This is a genomic window from Corynebacterium sp. KPL2850, assembly GCF_040225855.1.
Taxonomy (GTDB): domain Bacteria; phylum Actinomycetota; class Actinomycetes; order Mycobacteriales; family Mycobacteriaceae; genus Corynebacterium.
Window position 1 is genome coordinate 1 of the sequence record NZ_JBEHFV010000039.1, and the last position, 17,907, is coordinate 17,907.

Sequence of the window (17,907 nt, forward strand, 5' to 3'; positions counted from 1 at the left end):
AAACCCCTACCCCCACCAACACAAAATGTCGTTTAACTCGACACGCCGAAAAACAACACGTTTTGTCGTTTAACCCTTTATAGTAAAAGCGCAGGTCACAGGGCATGAAAAAAGGGCCTCTAAAAAGAGGCCCTTTGGAGGTTTAATTAGTCGCGGAAGCGACCACCGTGCTTGCGGCCACCGCCGCCGCCATCACGGCGAGGCGGGCGACCGGTATCCTTCTGAATCTTGATGAGCTGGCCAGAAATCCGGGTATCCTTCAGGCGGTCCAGCACAGCCGGGTCCATGTTCTTCGGCAGGTCCACGAGCGTGTGCCCCACCGCAATGGTGATGCGCCCGAAGTCCTTGGCAGACAGGCCACCTTCGTTGGCGATTGCACCGACGATGGCACCCGGGCGGACATTCTGGCGCTTGCCGACGTCCAACCTGTACGTCTCAAAGTCACCATCCGGCCGCTTGGAGCCGCCGCGGTTCTTGCCGCCACCCTTGAAGTCACGGTCGCGCTTGCGGTCATCACGATCGCGGCGGTCCTTCTTTGGCTTGGGCAAAGGCTTGTCTTCCAATAGGAAGTTCTTGCCACCCTGGTGCATGACGGCCAACGCAGCGGCGATGTCATCCATGGCAACGTTGTTGTCTTCCGAGTACTTGCGCACCAAGTTGCGGAAGAAATCGGCCTGCTTGTTGTCCATGGACTGGGTAATGGCCTGCGCGAACTTTTCCTTGCGCTTCTCATTAACCTCATCGACGGACGGCAGATCCATCTCTTCGAGGCGGGCGTTGGTCACGCGCTCGATGGAACGCAGCATGCGGCGCTCGCGTGGGGTGACAAACAGGATTGCCTCACCGGAGCGACCGGCACGGCCGGTGCGGCCGATGCGGTGCACGTAGGACTCGGTATCGTTCGGGATGTCGAAGTTCACCACGTGGGTGATGCGCTCCACGTCGAGGCCACGCGCGGCGACGTCGGTAGCCACGAGGATGTCTAGGCGGCCATCCTTGAGCTGATCGACGGTGCGCTCGCGCTGCGCCTGGGCGATGTCGCCGTTAATGGCAGCAGCGCTGTAGCCGCGATCGCGCAGGGCCTCGGCCACCTCTTCGGTCTCATGCTTGGTGCGGCAGAAGACGATGATGGCGTCATAGGTAATGACTTCGAGGATGCGGGTGAAGGCATCCATCTTTGCGCGGTGCGGAATCAGCAGGAAGCGCTGCTTGATGTTGTCGTTGGTGCGGCGCTCGGACTTGACGGTTACTTCCGCCGGGTTGTGCAGGTACTGCTTGGACAGGCGGCGGATGGCGTTGGGCATGGTGGCGGAGAAAAGCGCCACTTGCTTGCGGTCCGGGGTGCTTTCCAGGATGCGCTCGACGTCCTCCTGGAAGCCCATGTTCAGCATCTCATCGGCCTCATCGAGGACGAGGAACTGCAGCTGGGACAGGTCAAGCGAGCCCTTTTCTAGGTGATCGATGACGCGCCCCGGGGTACCCACAATGACCTGGGCACCGCGGCGCAGACCAGACAGCTGGATGCCGTAGGCCTGGCCACCGTAAATGGGAAGAACCTCGATGCCCTTCAGGGTTTCCGCAAAGGATTGGAAGGCGTCTGCAACCTGCAAGGCGAGCTCGCGGGTAGGCGCGAGGACAAGCGCCTGCGGGTGGCGCGCCTGCGGGTCAATCTGGGACAAGACCGGCAGAGCGAAGGCTGCGGTCTTGCCGGTGCCGGTCTGTGCAAGGCCCACGACGTCGCGGCCTTCCATCAGGATCGGGATGGTTTCTTCTTGAATGGGGGACGGGGTGGTGAAGCCTACTTTCGCAACGGCTTGCAGAATTTTATCTGGCAGGCCGAGGTGCTCGAACCCCTGGGAGTTGTCGTTGGCCGAATCTTTGGACTCAGCGCCGGTGCCCTCAGAAGTATTCGCAGCCCTGGTGTCCTGGTTGACACCTTGCGAGTTGTCCTGAGATTCCGACTTATTAAAATCTTCCGGCTCGTTTACGCCGCCGGTGGCGTTATCGGTAATGCTCATTGCTCGTCCAACCCTACGCGATACCGGCGGCAAACTCCATTCCTCGCTATACCCCCGCCACGAAGGTGCGGTAGCTCAGCGGCATGCCCGGCCGGTAGGCCAAGTGCACCGCGCTGGGAGCATCGAGCACGTGCAGGTCAGCGGCAGCGCCCTCCACCAGAGTGCCCTTCGCGGGGCGGCCCTTAGGATCTAGGCCGTTGCCCACGTTATGGCGGCGCAGTGCCGTGGCACCGCCGGTGGTGGCGGCGTGGATGGCCTCGTCGACGGATAGGTGCTGCTGCAGAACGGCCGTGGTCACGCAGTAATTCATCGACGAGGTATAGGAGGTACCTGGGTTGAGGTTGGAGGCGATGGCGAGGGTGGCGCCGGCATCGAGAAGCGCACGGCCAGGTGCCAAGGGCTCGCGGGTGGAGAGATCGCAGGCCGGGAGCATGGTGGCCACGGTCTCGGATGCTGCGAGCTTTTCGATGTCACTATCGCTCAGGTAGTTCACATGGTCCACCGAAGCGGCGCCGAGATCGACCGCGAGGCTGACACCTGGGCCCTCGCCAAGCTGGTTGCCGTGCACGCGCAGGCCAAGGCCCAACTTTTTACCGGCTTCTAAAACCCGGCGCGACTGCTCTTCATTGAACGCGCCGCGCTCGCAGAAGACGTCGATCCACTGGACGTATTCGGCAACGCCGTCCAGCATCGGGCCGACGACCTCATCGAGGTAGTCTTCCGCATCCGCTCCCGGCGGCACGAGGTGGGCGCCCAGGAACGTGACGTCATCGACGTGCTGGGATGCCACGCGCGCGGCTTCCACCTCGGTGTCCGTGTTGAGGCCATAGCCGGTCTTGGTCTCAAAGGTGGTGGTGCCACCGCGGCGGCCGGCGGCCACGCGCTCGGCGACGAGCTTGTCCAAGCGGTCCGCCCCCGCCTCCCGGGTGGCGTCCATGGTCACCGCGATGCCGCCTGCCTCGTAGGAGCCACCGGACATGCGGGCCTCAAACTCGGCGGAGCGGTCACCGTCGAAGACCATGTGGGTGTGCGAATCCACCCAACCGGGCAGGACGGCGCGCCCGCCCAAGTCCACCTGGTCATCGGCAGCAGGTGCCTGAGAGGCAGGGCCAATCCAGGCGATGGTGCCGTGGTCGGCGATAAGGGCGGCATCGTTAAGCGTGCCGTGCTCGCTGACCGTACGGAGTTCTGAAATTCCGGTAAAAAGTGTGCTCATTTAATCCCTTGCCTTAAATTCCATGGGTACGCGAACGCCGCGCTCTTTGGCTACTTCCTCTGCGCGAGAGTACCCGGCATCGACGTGGCGGATAACGCCCATGCCTGGGTCATTGGTCAGCACGGCGCGCAGCTTGGCGGCGGCGAGATCGGTGCCATCGGCAACCGTGACCTGACCGGCGTGGATGGAACGGCCCATGCCCACTCCGCCGCCGTGGTGGAGGGAGACCCAGGTAGCGCCGGAAGATACGGCGGTCATGGCGTTGAGCAGCGGCCAGTCAGCGACGGCGTCGGTGCCATCGAGCATGGCTTCGGTCTCGCGGTACGGCGAGGCAACCGAGCCGGAATCGAGGTGGTCACGGCCGATGACGATGGGGGCCTTAATCTTGCCCTCGCGCACCAGGTCATTGAAGAGCAGGCCGGCCTTGTGTCGCTCGTTGTAACCGAGCCAGCAGATGCGGGCGGGCAGACCCTCGAACTCGACGTATTCCTCGGCTGCGTCCAGCCAGTTGTGCAGGTGCTCGTTTTCTGGAAAGAGCTCCTTTAGGGCTTGGTCGGTGACCTTGATGTCCTCTGGGTCGCCGGACAGCGCTGCCCAGCGGAATGGGCCCATTCCCTCGCAGAAGAGCGGGCGGATATAGGCGGGAACGAAGCCGGGGAATTCGAATGCGCGCTGGTAGCCGGCGTGGCGGGCCTCATCGCGGATGGAATTGCCGTAGTCAAAGACCTCGGCGCCCTCGTCCTGGAATTCCACCATCGCCTGGACCTGTGCGGCCATGGATTCGCGGGCCTTTTTGGTAAAGGTCGTGGGATCGGCCTTGGCCTCGGACTGCCAGTCATCCACGGTGATTTCGGTGGGCAGGTAGGACAGTGGGTCGTGCGCGGAGGTCTGGTCGGTGACGATGTCTACCTTGAACTCCCCGGCGCGCTGGCGGCGCAGCACCTCGGGGAAGACCTCGGCGGCGTTGCCCACGAGGCCGACGGAAAGGGCCTTCTTGTTTTCCTTGGCGTCGAGGACCAAGCGCAGGGCCTCGTCTAAGTCGGTGACCACTTCATCGAGGTAGCGTTTGTGCTGGCGGCGGCGCAGGCGGTGCTCATCCACATCAACGATGAGTACCGCTCCCCCGTTGAGCGTCACGGCGAGCGGTTGGGCACCGCCCATGCCGCCGCACCCACCGGTCAGGCTCAGGGTGCCGGCCAGGCTGCCCTCGAAGCGCTTCTTGGCCACGGCTGCGAAGGTCTCGTAGGTGCCCTGCAGGATGCCCTGGGTGGCGATGTAGATCCAGGAACCGGCCGTCATCTGGCCGTACATCATCAGACCCTCGTCCTCGAGCTTGCGGAAGTGCTCCCAGTTGGCCCAATCGCCCACCAGGTTGGAGTTGGCGATGAGCACGCGCGGTGCCCATTCATTGGTCTTCCAGATGCCCACCGGCTTGCCGGATTGGACGAGGAGGGTTTCATCGCTTTCCAGGTCCTTCAGCGATTCCACAATGGCATCGAAGGCCTCCCAGCTACGTGCTGCGCGGCCGGTGCCGCCGTAGACCACGAGGTCCTCGGGGCGCTCTGCCACCTCTGGGTCGAGGTTATTCATCAGCATGCGCAGTGGCGCTTCAGTTTGCCAGGATTTTGCGTTGAGTTCGGTGCCGCGGGGTGCGCGGACTTCGCGTGGTTCAGACATGGCTTCCTTTCGCTCGTGCTTATCGACGCCGTGCCCTACCCCAAGGCCGGTTTCCCGGGGCTGTCTCCCGGGGGCTTGGCGAGCGTCACAGATATCAATTTAGTGTGATGCACAACGTATTTAGAGCTTGCTCAGTCACCAACTGTCTGGCATTTCAGACTCTGCGGCTACGATGGCATTCATGCGCCACGTATTGCCCGCCCTCGCCGCCGCCTGCCTGCTTGCAGGATGTTCCTCGCAGCCAGAGGAAGTTCCAGAAGTCCCCGAAAACTATGTGGCCCTTGGGGATTCCTACGCGGCGATGGGCTCGACGACGCTCCCGCTGGATCCGCCCGATTCCTGCGCCAGAGCGCAAGATTCCTATCCAGAACTCGCCGCGCAGGAAATCTCCACGAGTTCTTTCCGCAACGTCGCCTGCCAGGGCGCGAGCACGCTGGATGTTTTATCCTCCGCGGGCGAGCACCCCGCCCAGGTGGACGCGCTGGCTGCGGATACGTCCCTTGTTTCCTTGAGCATCGGCGGCAACGATGCCAGCTTTGTGCGCCTGACCCAATGCGCAACGGACGATATATGCCAAGACGAATCGGGCCCGCAAATAGAACTGGAGCTACACGATCTGCCCCAACGCCTAGACAAGGTCTACGGGGAAATCGCCCACCGCTCACCTGAGGCGAAGGTCCTTGCCACCGGCTATATACCCCTCATCAATCCCGGCGAGACTTGCCCCTTCATAGAAAAAATCCCGGCCGAAGACCGGGAGTGGTTGGCAGATACCATTCAGCGCATCAACAAAGCGGTGCGCGAGGCCGCCGAACGCAACGGCGCCACCTACGTGCTGCCTGACGATGCCCCGCAGCATTCCGCCTGCTCGGATGAGCCGTGGGTGGACTTTACGGGGCAGGATACCGATTCCTTCCCCATGCACCCCACCCATGCGGGCCAAGTGGCGATGGCGCAGGCGTTACGCAGAGCCCTCTAGCCCGGCACGAGCGGCATCGTCCGATCCGGGAACACGCATCTCAAACTTTTCGGTAACCACCGTGTAGTCGAAATAGCCCATGCGTGCAATGGGTTTAATCCGGACGATATCGAGTTTGCCATCCTTATCAACAACGGATTCATCAATGTGGATGGTCTTCACGTCCGCAACCACGAGGTCAATCGTGCCGACCTTGGAATTTCCCGGCAGGCGCAGCGTGGTCTTGTATTCGCACTCAAATTTCACTGGGGACTCTTTCACCATGGGGATGCGGTAGTTCTCCGCGTATTCCTTGGTGACATTCAGGCGCTCCCATTCGCTATCGCCGTGCTCGAGCACCTGCGCGGACTTATTAACCTCTTCACGCAGGTCATAGGTGGCCATATTCCACACAAACCAGCCGGTTTCCTCCGCATTGAGCACAGTGTCTTTACGCCGACCATCCGGGTATTGGTTGGCGGAGAACATCACCATGGGTGGGTCAAATGTGAGGTTTTGCCACTGGCTATACGGGGCGATATTTTCTCGACCCTCGCTATCAACACTGGACAACCACCCAATGGGGCGCGGCACCGTGCTGGACTTAAACGGCGAATACGGCAGCGGGTTCGGCTCGGACTGCGGGTTCCACTTTAAAGAAGCCATATTAACCACGCAGCATTCCGGTGGCGGCCTCGACGGCATCGATCAGCGCGCCAGACTTGACCAGGCGCACGGTCTCCTCGATTTCCGGCGATAGGTAGCGGTCGGTACCGGGGCCAGGAACGGTCTCACGCAGGGCGGCAATGACCGCGCCTGTGCCGCCAGCGGGTGTTCCCTCGCGCATGTCGATGGCGCGCGCTGCGGTGAGGATTTCCACTGCCAGGACGCGCTGCAGGCCATCAACGGCCTTGCGCAGCTTGCGGGCGGCTGACCAACCCATAGACACGTGGTCTTCCTGCATGGCAGAAGAAGGAATGGAATCGGCCGAGGCCGGTGTGGCCAGGCGCTTTAATTCGCTGACGATGCCCGCCTGGGCGTATTGGGCGATCATGTGGCCGGAGTCGACACCGGGGTCATCGGCAAGAAAGGCGTTCAAGCCGCGGTTGCGGGCCGGATCCAGGAAGCGGTCGGTGCGGCGCTCAGAGATGGACGCCAGATCCGCGGTAACGATGGAGAGGAAATCAAGCGCATAGGCCACCGGGGCGCCGTGGAAGTTGCCGTTGGAGACCACACGGCCGTCCTTGGCCACCACCGGGTTATCAACGGCGGCGGCGAGCTCGCGCTCTGCTACCTGCGCGGTGTGTGCCAAGGTATCGCGGAAACCGCCGGCCACCTGCGGCGCACAACGCACCGAGTAGGCGTCCTGAACCTGGTTCTTCTTGAACTCCTCCAGCGCCGCGGCGAGGATCTCGGAGCCGTCTGCCACCTGGCGGATATTGGCGGCAGAATCGGCCTGTCCTGGGTGCGGGCGCAACTGTTGCAGGTCATCGGCAAAGACCACGAGGGTGCCAAGCAGGCCTTCTACTGTCATGGCGGTGGCGATATCGGCGGTCTTGGCGGCCGCGCGCAGGTCAGTAATGGCCAGGCAGAGCTGGCCCAGCATGCCATCGGTGCCGTTGATAAGGGCAAGGCCCTCCTTCTCCCGCAGCTCCAGCGGCTCGATGCCTGCGGCGGCCAGGGCCTCGCCGGCGTGCTTGAGCTCGCCGTCCACGCGCACCTCGCCCTCACCCAGGAGCGCCAGGGCGCAGTGGGCCAGCGGGGCCAAGTCGCCGGAGCAGCCCAGCGAACCGTATTCGCGCACCACCGGCACGATGCCGGCGTTAAGCGCCTTGGCATAGGTTTCTACCACAACGGGACGCACGCCGGTACGGCCGGTGCACAGGGTGGACAGGCGCAGCAGCATAAGCGCGCGGATGACTTCTTCTTCCACCTCAGGGCCGGTGCCTGCCGCGTGGGAGCGCACCAGGGATAGCTGCAGCTGCGCGCGCATCTCTTCTGGAATGTGGCGGCGGGCAAGCGCGCCGAAACCGGTGGAGATGCCGTAGACCGGCGTGGGATCCTGGGCCAGTTCTTCAACCCGGTCGCGCGTGGAAGCGACCTCATCCAAGGCCTCGGCGGAAATTTCTACCGTGGCGCCGTAGCGGGCAACGGCAACGACTTCCTCAATGGTCAGCGCTCCAACGCCGACGGTAACGGTGGACGGGTATGCATTAGGCATGATGACTCCTGTTGTCTTTAGGGCAGCAAAATATAGCTCACGTCACAGCCTAACGCGCTATCCCGGATGCTACCTCACTTTTCGCGCTGGCGATACATTTTCCCCGCGACTTTCTCCGCTGCCTGACCCAGCGCCGCGATGAGCGCCTCCACCCTATCGCCTGGCGTGGACACGGGGTAGGTCACCGCAATGGCCGCCGCGGGCCGCTCCAGGTGGTCCAGGATGGGCACCGCCACCGAGGCCTGCCCCCGCGAGATTTCTTCCACCTCTTGGTCCCATCCGCGCGCACGGGCCCGGTCCAGCTGCTTTTTTAGGAGACCAAAATTTTCCCCGCCCGCGGTATCGAATGCGGCCTTGACCTCCCATTCCGGCAGGTGTGCCAGCATCACCCTGCCCGATGCAGTCTTATGCGCCTGCAGGCGCACCCCCACCTCCGTCACCAACGAGGTTGCCCCCGGCGCGCGGACTTCCTGCAGGTATAAAATCTCCGATCCCGCCATGCGCGAAAGGTGCCCGGATCCGCCCACCAGCCGTGCGCATTCCTCCAGGCCGCGCGTGGCCATGCGTACCAACGGTTGCTGGGTTACATAAGCAGAGGCCATCGAGTACGCGGCCAGCCCCAGGCCGTAGGTCTTATGCTCGGGCAGGTGGGCGACGAACCCGGCATCGACCATCTCCGCGAGCAGGTGGTACGTGGTCGAGCGCGGCAGGCCGAGCTCGCCTTGGATGCGGGCGGCGGAAATCGGGACATCGATAGTAGATAGCAGCTTGAGGATGTCTAGGGCATGGCGCGCGGCGGGGACTCGGTTAGCACTCACAACGGCCAATTATATTCCGCGACTGCCAGACAAATTCATCGCACGCTTCTAGTATCGGCACTATGAATACCGAATCAGCCCCGCTTTTTACTCCCGCCCCCGAATGGTCCGGCCGCTCCGATGGCCCCGGCGCCGAGCACGCGCGCTGGCATAGCGTTATCAACCAGGCCGAATCCGCGCCCGTGACCCTGCTGGGCTTTGCCTCCGATGAGGGCGTGCTGCGCAATGGCGGCCGCCAAGGTGCCGCCGCTGGCCCCTCCGCCCTGCGCACGGCCCTTGGCTCCCTGGCGGTCCACCACGGCCATGCGCTTGCCGATGCCGGAACCATTACCACCCAAGCCGATGATCTCGACGGCGCCCACGACGCGCTATCTGACAAGGTCGAAGAACTCGTTAGCAGCGATACCCTGCCCATCATCTTAGGCGGCGGGCACGAAACCGCCTTCGGCTCCCACCGCGGCCTCTTCCGCGCGCGCGGTGCCACCCCCATCATCAACCTGGACGCCCACTTCGATCTCCGCCACGCGGACCACGCCACCTCGGGCACGCCCTTTACCCAGATTTCCCAGCTCACCGATGACTTTGATTACACCGTCTTCGGCATCTCCCGCCCCAATAACACCGCGGTGCTCTTCAACGACGCCGATAAGCTCGGCGTCAATTACACCCTGGATGAGGAGCTGGTAAACCTCACCCCGGCCGAATGCGGCGCGCTCGCCACCCAGGCCACCGCTGCTGCGGACAAGGTCCACCTATCCATCGACTTGGATGTCCTTCCCGCCTCCACCGCGCCGGGTGTATCCGCCCCGGCCAGCCTCGGCGTTGCCTACGAGCGCATCCGCGCCCTGGCGGTCGCCATCGCGGCGACGGGCAAGCTCGCACTTGTCGATGTCGTCGAGCTCAACCCCACCTTCGACATAGACAACCGCACCGCCAAGGCTGCGGCGCGGCTTATCGATGACATCGTTAACGCTCACCTCACTGCGGTAAGCGGGCAGTAAGACTCAGAACAAGAGGTGGGCAATCGGGGTCGCAATCACGATGGTGAGAGCAACGCGCTCAAACCAGATGATGACCAAGTGGGATAGCTTCACCGGAATCTTGGTGGCCAAAATGCACGGCACCAGGGCCGAGAAGAAGATGATGGCAGAGACCGCCACGACCCCGATGACGAATTTCAGCACCATGGAATCGCTGCCTGCCACTGCGGTGGCGGGCAGGAACATCTCCGCAATGCCCATAGCCGCGGCCTTGCCGCCGAGTGTTGGCTCCGGCAGCTGCACTATCCAAGCAAACGGATAAAACAGGTACCCAATCCATTCAAAGATCGGGGTAAACCGCGCAAGCAGCAAACCAATAAGCCCCACCGACATGATGGACGGCACGATGGCCGCAGCCATGCGCACGCCATCGCGCAGGTTATCCCAAATGGCCTGCGGCAGCGACGGCGCGCGCTGCAGAGCCAGCATCGCCTCGCGCCACGCATTCTTAAAGCGCGATCCTTCCACCGGCTTCTCCGGGTCTGGCTCTGCACCCTCACAGTATTCATCCGGAATCGTCCGCAGCGGCGGGATGCGCACGGTAATGGCCGTAACCAAAAACGTCACCACCAGCGTGACGACGAAGTACGTCCCCCAGATATTCATCAAATCCAGTTGCTTGGCCACGATGACCATAAACGCTGCCGATACCGTGGAGAACCCCGTAGCAATAACGGCAGCTTCCCTGCCGGTATAACCGCCCTTTTGATAGACGCGGTCCGTGACCAAAATACCCAGCGAATACGATCCGACAAAGGATGCCACCGCATCGATGGCGGAGCGCCCTGGCGTCTTCCACAGCGGGCGCATGATGGGCTGCATCAGCACCCCAACAAATTCCAGGAGCCCAAAGCCAATAAGAAATGCCAGGAAGGTACCGCCGATGGGCACGATAAGACCCACCGGAGTGGCAATGGAGTTCCACAAGAAGGGAACCAAATCCTCATCGCCTAAAACCCACGGCAGCGCGTCAATGACCATGAGAAAGGATATGACCGCACCGGCGATATTGAGGACCGCAAAGACCGCCTGCAGCGCGCTTTCCTTATACGCCCCAGTACTAAATCTACGCACCGTTCCATACACTGCGAGCGCAAAAATTAGCCACGGCACCACCGCCGGAATGCTATCGCGCACGATGGTAACCATGTGGTCCAAAGGAATGGAGTTCTTTTCCTTATACGTCACAGGAAAGAAGAACACGAACGCGCCAATGGCGCTATAAACAAAGAGTTTCCACCGTCCCCCAGGCCGCGGGACTTCCCCGTCATGGCTCTGGATGGAGGAATTAACTGAATCAGTAGAAGTCACGATAGACCGCCCCTCAAGCTTGCATGATGATCAAGCCCGCGCGACAGCCTGACGCGAACATTGCGAGTATGTTAGCTAAATTACATCTTGTTGTCTAGTGTTTTCTGGCTCAAGGCACAATGGAACCATGTCTAACCCCATCCGCGTCGTCGGTGCCGTCTTTCACGATGGCAACCGATTCCTCGCCTGCCGCAAGAAGCCCGGAAAACCCCTAGAAGGACATTGGGAATTTCCAGGCGGAAAAATCGAACCAGGAGAATCACCCGAACAGGCTTTAGCCCGCGAAATTCGTGAGGAACTCAACCTCATCGCGCACGTAGGCAGCAAACTCACGACGACCACCTACGAATATGACTTTGCCACCATCGAACTAACCACCTTTTATTGCACGCTTATCAGCGGCGAACTTCACCTCAGCGATCATGACGCAACCAGATGGGTTACCCCCGCAGAAGCAATGGAACTGACCTGGGCGCCAGCAGATATTCCAGCCGTGGAAAAAACTCACTCCTAATCGAAAGGTAGGTAGCTCAAGTCTTTTCTTCGATAAGATCTAGTCGCTAGCATTCTCCGCACATCCTCCGCTAAGTAGGTGACAAGTTGAGGGTCTTGCGCCGCTAGGGCTGCAATTCCAGCCGTAGTTTTACCTCCGTTAGTGGGCTTTCCTACATAGGAAGGCCTGGCACTATATAGGTCAGAGTATTTTCGCCCGACCCCATTTACGTTTCTAAACTTAGGCCCAAGTTCAACTCCACCTCCGTGCATTAATCCCTCAGCCAGGAGTTCAGCGACACGACTCAGTTCTCGCTCCGGACAAGACGAAGGCCATCCAAGTTTGATTCCAACCTCAGCAACGAGAAGAATCTCGTCTCGCAACCATTTCGGACTTCTCAAGACTTCTCCAATAATTTCGAACATACATTCCGCACACACTTAGCAATATGTCCACACTCTGCATATGCTCCTAAAGGTAAAATAATTGAACCTCTCGGCCCGTGCGTCCGCATCACGAAATTTCTAGAAAGGATTTCCCAGTGACCTATAAGAAACTAACTTCACTAGAAATTTGCGCTGGGGCCGGTGGTCAAGCTCTAGGGCTAGAGAATGCGGGATTCACGCACAAAGCTGTCATCGAAGTCGACCAATGGGCTGCACAGACTCTACGCCTCAACCGTGGAGATTCAGGTCCTCATGGAAAGTGGAACGTTCTAGAAATGGATGTTCGCGACTTCGATGGCAAACCATGGCGTCATAAAATAGATCTCTTTGCCGGAGGAGTTCCTTGCCCGCCATTTTCCATTGCCGGCAAACAGTTAGGGGCCGATGATGACCGTGATCTTTTCCCAGAGGCACTGCGCCTGATCGATGAGATAGACCCACCTGCTGTCCTTTTGGAAAACGTAAAAGGACTCGGCCAAAAGCGCTTCGCTGACTACCGCCGAAATATAATTATCAAGCTTGAAGAGTTGGGATACCAGGTATTCTGGGAGCTCCTCCAAGCCGCCGATTACGGAGTTCCGCAGCTACGACCTCGCTTCATCCTAGTAGCTCTAAAGAAGGAGTTCTCCGAGTTTTTCGCGTGGCCAAACAAAGTTCCTCACCAAGTAACGGTTGGAGAAGCTCTTAAAGATCTAATGGCCGAAAATGGCTGGAAAGGCGCAGAAAAATGGGCTACAAACGCAAACACAGTTGCACCGACTCTCGTAGGCGGAAGCAAGAAACACGGTGGTGCTGACGTAGGCCCCACACGGGCAAAGCAAGCTTGGAAGGCACTCGGCGTTAAAGGCACTTCCATCGCAGAGGAAGCGCCTTCCTCAGACTTCACGTTGAACTCCGAAGAAGAGTTACCGCGCCTCACAGTCCGCATGGGTGGTGTGATCCAGGGATTTCCAGATGACTGGAACTGGGCAGGAGGGAAAACTGCTCAATGGCGACAAGTTGGCAATGCATTCCCACCCCCTGTCGCCAAAGCTATAGGGGAACAGATCAAAAAAGCATTGCGTAAGCGCCCACTAACTAAATCGGAACAGCCCGCCGAACCAGCTCAAATATTGCAACCAACCTTGGCTTAGGAAGTATTGTGACCACTCCGCACGATCCCGAAAATGCAATCTCCCTTTTCATCGAGGCATTTCAGTCTGTTGATCCCGATGGAAAACGGCTCGCCAAAGTTTTTCGAGATTCTTTCGACCAAATCTACGATGGCCAACACACCGGACGCTATTCGATTGAACAGCTTTCCAAAACTGAATCAGCCCATCTCGGGTCAATCGTAGAAATCAATATTCGACGCGAGTTTGACGACATAATCAATGACGGCGAAGTAATGGACTTCGAAATCAAAGACTACGAAGTTGATTGTAAATATTCGAAGTCCCGTTTTGGCTGGATGATACCTAGTGAAGCACTCGGGCATCATGGCATGCTTTGCCACGCAGACGACGCAACTTCCCGCTTCCGAGTTGGCTTTATCAAGTTTGATAACTCTGTACTCAACAAAGGTGGAAACCGTGATGGAAAACGGACAGTTTCAGCTGCGGGCAGGAAATACATTACCTGGCTGCACTTTGATGAACCATTTCCCCCGAATACTCTTCTGCAACTGGATCCGGACGACAAAGACAGAATACTTTCGCTCAAATCGGGCGCCGCACGCTTGAACGAATTATTTCGAACAGCGCAGGAGATGAGAATCCCACGCGGCATCGTAGCTACCGTGGCGCAACAGAAAGACTATATGAAGCGGATACGCTACAACGGAGGTTCACGCTCAGCACTTCAGCCCGAAGGGATCGTCATTTTGGGCGACTATAACGCCCATCGCGAAATTGCTGATGCGCTTCAACTCCCTATTCCAGGTGAAGGAGAATCCCTGTCTGTTCGACTTTTTCCTCTGCAACCAGATGAAGATGAAAAGTTCGTGACCATCGATGGAGTCAACTGGCGAAAAGCCCGCGAATCGGACCCAATCGTCACAGCACCCCAAATCCCATTTAAATAGCTGAATAGCATCGAGTACCTAGCCGATACTGCTGAATTTTGGATTCACTCAAGCTTGATGCAGCTTGTTTAATCACATTTCAATATGAGATAGACGGAATTACATAATTTGATCGTAAATCTTGGTTTTGATGTCAGTCGATAAACATGTATTAGCTAGTATCCTCCACCACAGCTCGACACACCAGAGAATCAGCAGAACACTGAGGACAGAGCCGTCTTCAACCTCAAACTTTTCGCTCCAGTTGCTCCCGGTGCTCGACCAGGCATTATCCAAGAGGTTAGTAATTAGTTAATTCAAGGAGCAATTTACTCGCGAAAGTGATACATTCCCTTTAAGTGATTCAAACCACAGCCACTTAAGGAAGTGTCATGAGCCAGTCAGATAACCACACCGGCGCAACTTCCGCCGCAGGCCAACAGACACACGACTCTGAGCCACAAGCAAAGGTGAAATGGACCCTCGTTGGTCCGGGTTTGGTTGCCGCAGCCACCGGCGTCGGTGCCGCTGACTTGGTGGCAACCATGATTGCTGGCCAGCGCTACGGTTACGCACTGTTGTGGGCCGTCATCGTCGGTACGATTATGAAAATCGTGCTGGTGGAGGGCGTCGGCCGCTATAGCTTGGCCACCGGGAACACCATGTTCCACGGCTGGCGGGAGCTAGGACGCTGGACTTCGTGGTACTTCGCGCCGTACATCGTTATCTGGGGATTGGTCTATGGCGCCGCGGCCATGTCCGGCACAGGCTTGGCGTTAAGCGCACTCTTCCCCGGTACCAGCTTGACCATGTGGGCCATCCTGACCGGCGTGTTGTGCTTTGTCCTTACGTGGCTGGGGCAATACCAACTCTTTGAAAAACTGGCCGCCATCTTGGTTGGCATCATGTTTGTCACTGTGGTGGGCATCGCCGCAATTACCGCGCCTAATTTGCCTGAGATTCTGCGCGGCCTTGTCCCCACCATCCCGGATGGGTCATTCGTTTACGTGCTCTCCATCGCAGGCGGTGTCGGCGGCACCATTACCCTTGCCGCCTACGGCTACTGGCTGCGCGAAAAGAAGTGGTTCACGCCCAAGTGGATGAAGGTCATGCGCATGGATAACTCGGTGGCCTATGCCGTCACCGGTATCTTCGTCCTGGCTACGCTAGTTCTTGGTGCTGAGCTTTTGTATAGCGCCAATGTCGCTGTCTCCGATAACGACCAGGGCTTGGTGGACATGGCGGACGTGCTGGAGGCCCGCTACGGAACCTTTATTTCTAAGTGGTTCATCGTCGGATTCTTCTCTGCCGCATTCTCTTCCTGCTTAGGCGTGTGGAACGGTGTGTCTCTCATGTTTGCGGACTACGTGGGCCACCTGAAGAACCTTCCACAGGGCCACCCCAGCACCAGCACGGGCGGTAAGTACTACCGCGCTTACCTCATCTGGTTGACCTTCCCACCGATGCTTCTCCTACTGCTGGGCAAGCCCACTGGATTAATCATTGGCTACGGCGTCTTGGGCGCATTCTTCATGCCGTTCCTGGGCCTTACGCTCTTGGTACTGCTTAATACCAAGCACACCCCGAAAGAATGGCGCAATGGTTGGTTCATCAACACCTTGATGGGCATCATTTCGGCAGCCTTTGTCTACCTGTGCGTGTCCCAGGTTGCCGGGCTCTTCTAACTTTGTTGCTCGTAATCTTCGAGGTACGCGCCAATTACCCTTAGGCTCTCGACCTCGTGGAGCGGGATGCACCGGCCCTCAGCGGTTGCCGTCAACTATTTTTTCGGCATCCGCTCTACTTGCACCTTGGACTCTTCGCGCGGCTCGCGGCCGAAGAGCCAGGCGATGATGCCGAAAATGGCGATGGCACCGCAGACCGTGAAGGCTGTGGAGAAGCCATAGACATCGGCAAGCAGCCCGATGAGCATGGGGCCCACGATCTGGCCGAAGTCTCCTGACATCTGGAAGGCGGACAATACCTTGCCTCCGGAGCGCTCGTTGCCCACGATGTCTGCCACCGCGGCGGTCTGGGAAGGATTGATAAGGCCAGACGCTGCACCCGCAAGCGCGGATACGAGCAAGAGGAACCACACGCTGGTCGCCAGGCCCATGAGTACCATGAAGATGGCGGAGCCCACCAAGCCAATCAGGATAAGCGGCTTGCGGCCGTGGAGATCGGACCACCGGCCGGAGAATTGGAGGATAATCGCATTGCCTGCGGCGAAGGCCGCGAGGGCTAGGCCCGAGGCTGCGGCGCCATTGTGGAAAATTGCGGCGGCGAAAAGCGGCAGGACGGACACGCGCACGCCCATATTGATCCAGCCGTGGGCGAAGTTGGAGGTCAGCACCGCGCGGAACGCGGTATCGCCCCAAGCCTCTTGCAGGCGCATAGGCGGCAGCTCCGAAGTGGTGGTTTGGGCGTGGTTAATTCGCGGCATTTGCCACCAGACAACGAAAGCAGCAAGCATCACGCCGATGCCGTAGATGAAAAATGGCCAGCGAAAGCCCAGGAAGGACAGGCTGGCGCCGAGAACCGGCCCGGCGACATTGCCCAGCAGGAATGCCGTGGCATAGGTGGCAGAGCACTTACCGCGAATCGATGGTGGAGACAGGCGCACGATAAGCCCCATCGCGGAGACGGTAAACATGGTCGAGCCAAGACCTGCCAGGGTGCGCAGCACAACGATGTGCCAATACTCCTGCGCGATGGCGACCAAGCCCGTAGTCACGGCAACGGTCATCAGGCCCACCAGGTAGACGCGGCGCGAGCCAACGCGGTCCACCAATGAACCAGACACGGGCGCGAAGATTAGCCGGGAGGCTGCGAAGATGGAGACCACGAGGCCAGCGGCGGCCATCGATACATCGAAGCTGACCACGAACTGCGGCAAAAGCGGGGCGATCAGGCCATAACCTAAGGCGATAATAAACGCCGCCGTTACCATTACCCAGATTTCCCGCGGCACCTTGGGCTTTTCGTAGGGCGCCGGTTCGGCATTAGCACTCTTCATAGCACGTGCAACCTTATGCCTTTGAAGGTCTGAAAGCTATTTAGCCCACTTGTTCGCACACATGTTTGAATTATTCGAACTCGTGTCAGCCCTGCGGTTTAGAGTGAGTGCCATGCACAACGTAGATAAGAACTATTCGCACACAGTCCCCAGTCAACCCAATGCCACGGCTACGGAAATCGCCGCTGACTTGGCCTACCACCACTATGAGACCGTCAGCTCTATTTCTGCCATCATGCACCACCCACGGTCCTTGGCTCGGCCCACCCCGACGTGGCGCCCGCCCATAAAACAGCTGCCATCCACACCAGGCGGCGCGGACTACAGCATGAGCATTACGCGCCACCGCGTGGGGGCGCGTGTAAAGGCGCGGATCCGTGGGTTCGGTGAAAGCCGCATCCCCGCCTACCTCATCACCATTCGGATCACCGATAACTTTGGGCAGGTGGTCGACCCCGCCACGGCGGAAGGGTGGATACGCACGCTTGTCCCTGCTGAGTTAGCTGGCGCCGTTCACGAAATCTCCCGCGGGCCAAATGCCACCTACGTATGGCTCGTCGATAGCGCTTTCCACCCCGTGCACTCGCCGGAATCCCTTTTCGCGGGATTCCAACAAGCGGCCTAGGGCTTAGTTATTGTCGCCTTCGTCGTC

The 17,907-nt window shown here is 59.4% G+C and carries 15 protein-coding genes; 7 read left to right on the forward strand and 8 right to left on the reverse strand.

What is annotated here, in order from left to right; all coding sequences use genetic code 11:
- Positions 1-146: 146 nt before the first annotated feature.
- The 3 genes from ABRP93_RS10600 to hutU are packed head-to-tail and all read right to left on the reverse strand — an operon-like array spanning position 147 to position 4,911.
- Complete coding sequence (locus ABRP93_RS10600; protein WP_349887907.1) at positions 147-2,018, reverse strand: DEAD/DEAH box helicase; 1,872 nt, start codon at positions 2,016-2,018, stop codon at positions 147-149.
- Between the two features lie 46 nt (positions 2,019-2,064).
- A complete protein-coding gene (gene hutI, locus ABRP93_RS10605; RefSeq protein ID WP_349887908.1) occupies positions 2,065-3,234 on the reverse strand; it encodes an imidazolonepropionase in 1,170 nt (389 codons plus the stop codon).
- On the reverse strand, positions 3,235-4,911 hold the full coding sequence (gene hutU, locus ABRP93_RS10610; RefSeq protein WP_349852617.1) for a urocanate hydratase: 1,677 nt from the start codon (positions 4,909-4,911) through the stop codon (positions 3,235-3,237).
- 181 nt (positions 4,912-5,092) lie between these two features.
- Between hutU and ABRP93_RS10615 the strand changes: the two genes are divergently transcribed.
- On the forward strand, positions 5,093-5,890 hold the full coding sequence (locus ABRP93_RS10615; protein ID WP_349887909.1) for an SGNH/GDSL hydrolase family protein: 798 nt from the start codon (positions 5,093-5,095) through the stop codon (positions 5,888-5,890).
- On the opposite strand, the gene ABRP93_RS10620 is transcribed toward ABRP93_RS10615, so the two are convergent.
- The 3 genes from ABRP93_RS10620 to ABRP93_RS10630 all read right to left on the reverse strand — a co-directional run bounded on the left by ABRP93_RS10620 (position 5,873) and on the right by ABRP93_RS10630 (position 8,908).
- Positions 5,873-6,535 carry a flavin reductase family protein gene (locus ABRP93_RS10620; protein WP_349887910.1) on the reverse strand — a complete coding sequence of 221 codons (663 nt, stop codon included), beginning with the start codon at positions 6,533-6,535 and terminating at the stop codon, positions 5,873-5,875. The two genes, ABRP93_RS10615 and ABRP93_RS10620, sit on opposite strands and share 18 nt — an antisense overlap.
- Before the next feature lies 1 nt (position 6,536).
- Complete coding sequence (hutH, locus tag ABRP93_RS10625; protein ID WP_349887911.1) at positions 6,537-8,090, reverse strand: histidine ammonia-lyase; 1,554 nt, start codon at positions 8,088-8,090, stop codon at positions 6,537-6,539.
- Positions 8,091-8,164: 74 nt separating this feature from the next.
- Positions 8,165-8,908: an IclR family transcriptional regulator gene (locus tag ABRP93_RS10630; protein WP_349887912.1), complete on the reverse strand. Its 744-nt coding sequence runs from the start codon at positions 8,906-8,908 to the stop codon at positions 8,165-8,167.
- Positions 8,909-8,970: 62 nt separating this feature from the next.
- On the opposite strand from ABRP93_RS10630, the gene hutG reads away from it, so the two are divergent.
- Positions 8,971-9,909 carry a formimidoylglutamase gene (gene hutG, locus ABRP93_RS10635; RefSeq protein WP_349887913.1) on the forward strand — a complete coding sequence of 313 codons (939 nt, stop codon included), beginning with the start codon at positions 8,971-8,973 and terminating at the stop codon, positions 9,907-9,909.
- Positions 9,910-9,912: 3 nt separating this feature from the next.
- On the opposite strand, the gene ABRP93_RS10640 is transcribed toward hutG, so the two are convergent.
- The gene (locus ABRP93_RS10640) at positions 9,913-11,259 is read right to left on the reverse strand and encodes a YjiH family protein (RefSeq protein ID WP_023026302.1); all 1,347 of its coding nucleotides are present in this window, start codon (positions 11,257-11,259) and stop codon (positions 9,913-9,915) included.
- Between the two features lie 127 nt (positions 11,260-11,386).
- Between ABRP93_RS10640 and ABRP93_RS10645 the strand changes: the two genes are divergently transcribed.
- From ABRP93_RS10645 to ABRP93_RS10660, 4 genes are all read left to right on the forward strand, one after another.
- A complete protein-coding gene (locus ABRP93_RS10645) occupies positions 11,387-11,773 on the forward strand; it encodes a (deoxy)nucleoside triphosphate pyrophosphohydrolase (protein ID WP_349887914.1) in 387 nt (128 codons plus the stop codon).
- 520 nt (positions 11,774-12,293) lie between these two features.
- Positions 12,294-13,331 (forward strand): DNA cytosine methyltransferase, encoded by a 1,038-nt coding sequence (locus ABRP93_RS10650; RefSeq protein ID WP_349887915.1) that lies wholly within the window; start codon positions 12,294-12,296, stop codon positions 13,329-13,331.
- A gap of 8 nt (positions 13,332-13,339) precedes the next feature.
- Positions 13,340-14,260 (forward strand): NaeI family type II restriction endonuclease, encoded by a 921-nt coding sequence (locus ABRP93_RS10655; RefSeq protein WP_349887916.1) that lies wholly within the window; start codon positions 13,340-13,342, stop codon positions 14,258-14,260.
- A gap of 371 nt (positions 14,261-14,631) precedes the next feature.
- Complete coding sequence (locus tag ABRP93_RS10660; RefSeq protein WP_349857075.1) at positions 14,632-15,924, forward strand: Nramp family divalent metal transporter; 1,293 nt, start codon at positions 14,632-14,634, stop codon at positions 15,922-15,924.
- A gap of 95 nt (positions 15,925-16,019) precedes the next feature.
- Here the strand turns inward: ABRP93_RS10660 and ABRP93_RS10665 are convergent, their stop codons facing one another.
- Complete coding sequence (locus tag ABRP93_RS10665; protein WP_349887917.1) at positions 16,020-17,255, reverse strand: MFS transporter; 1,236 nt, start codon at positions 17,253-17,255, stop codon at positions 16,020-16,022.
- Between the two features lie 112 nt (positions 17,256-17,367).
- On the opposite strand from ABRP93_RS10665, the gene ABRP93_RS10670 reads away from it, so the two are divergent.
- Entirely contained in the window at positions 17,368-17,880 is a 513-nt protein-coding gene (locus ABRP93_RS10670; RefSeq protein WP_034659273.1) for a hypothetical protein, read from the forward strand.
- Positions 17,881-17,907 lie beyond the last annotated feature (27 nt).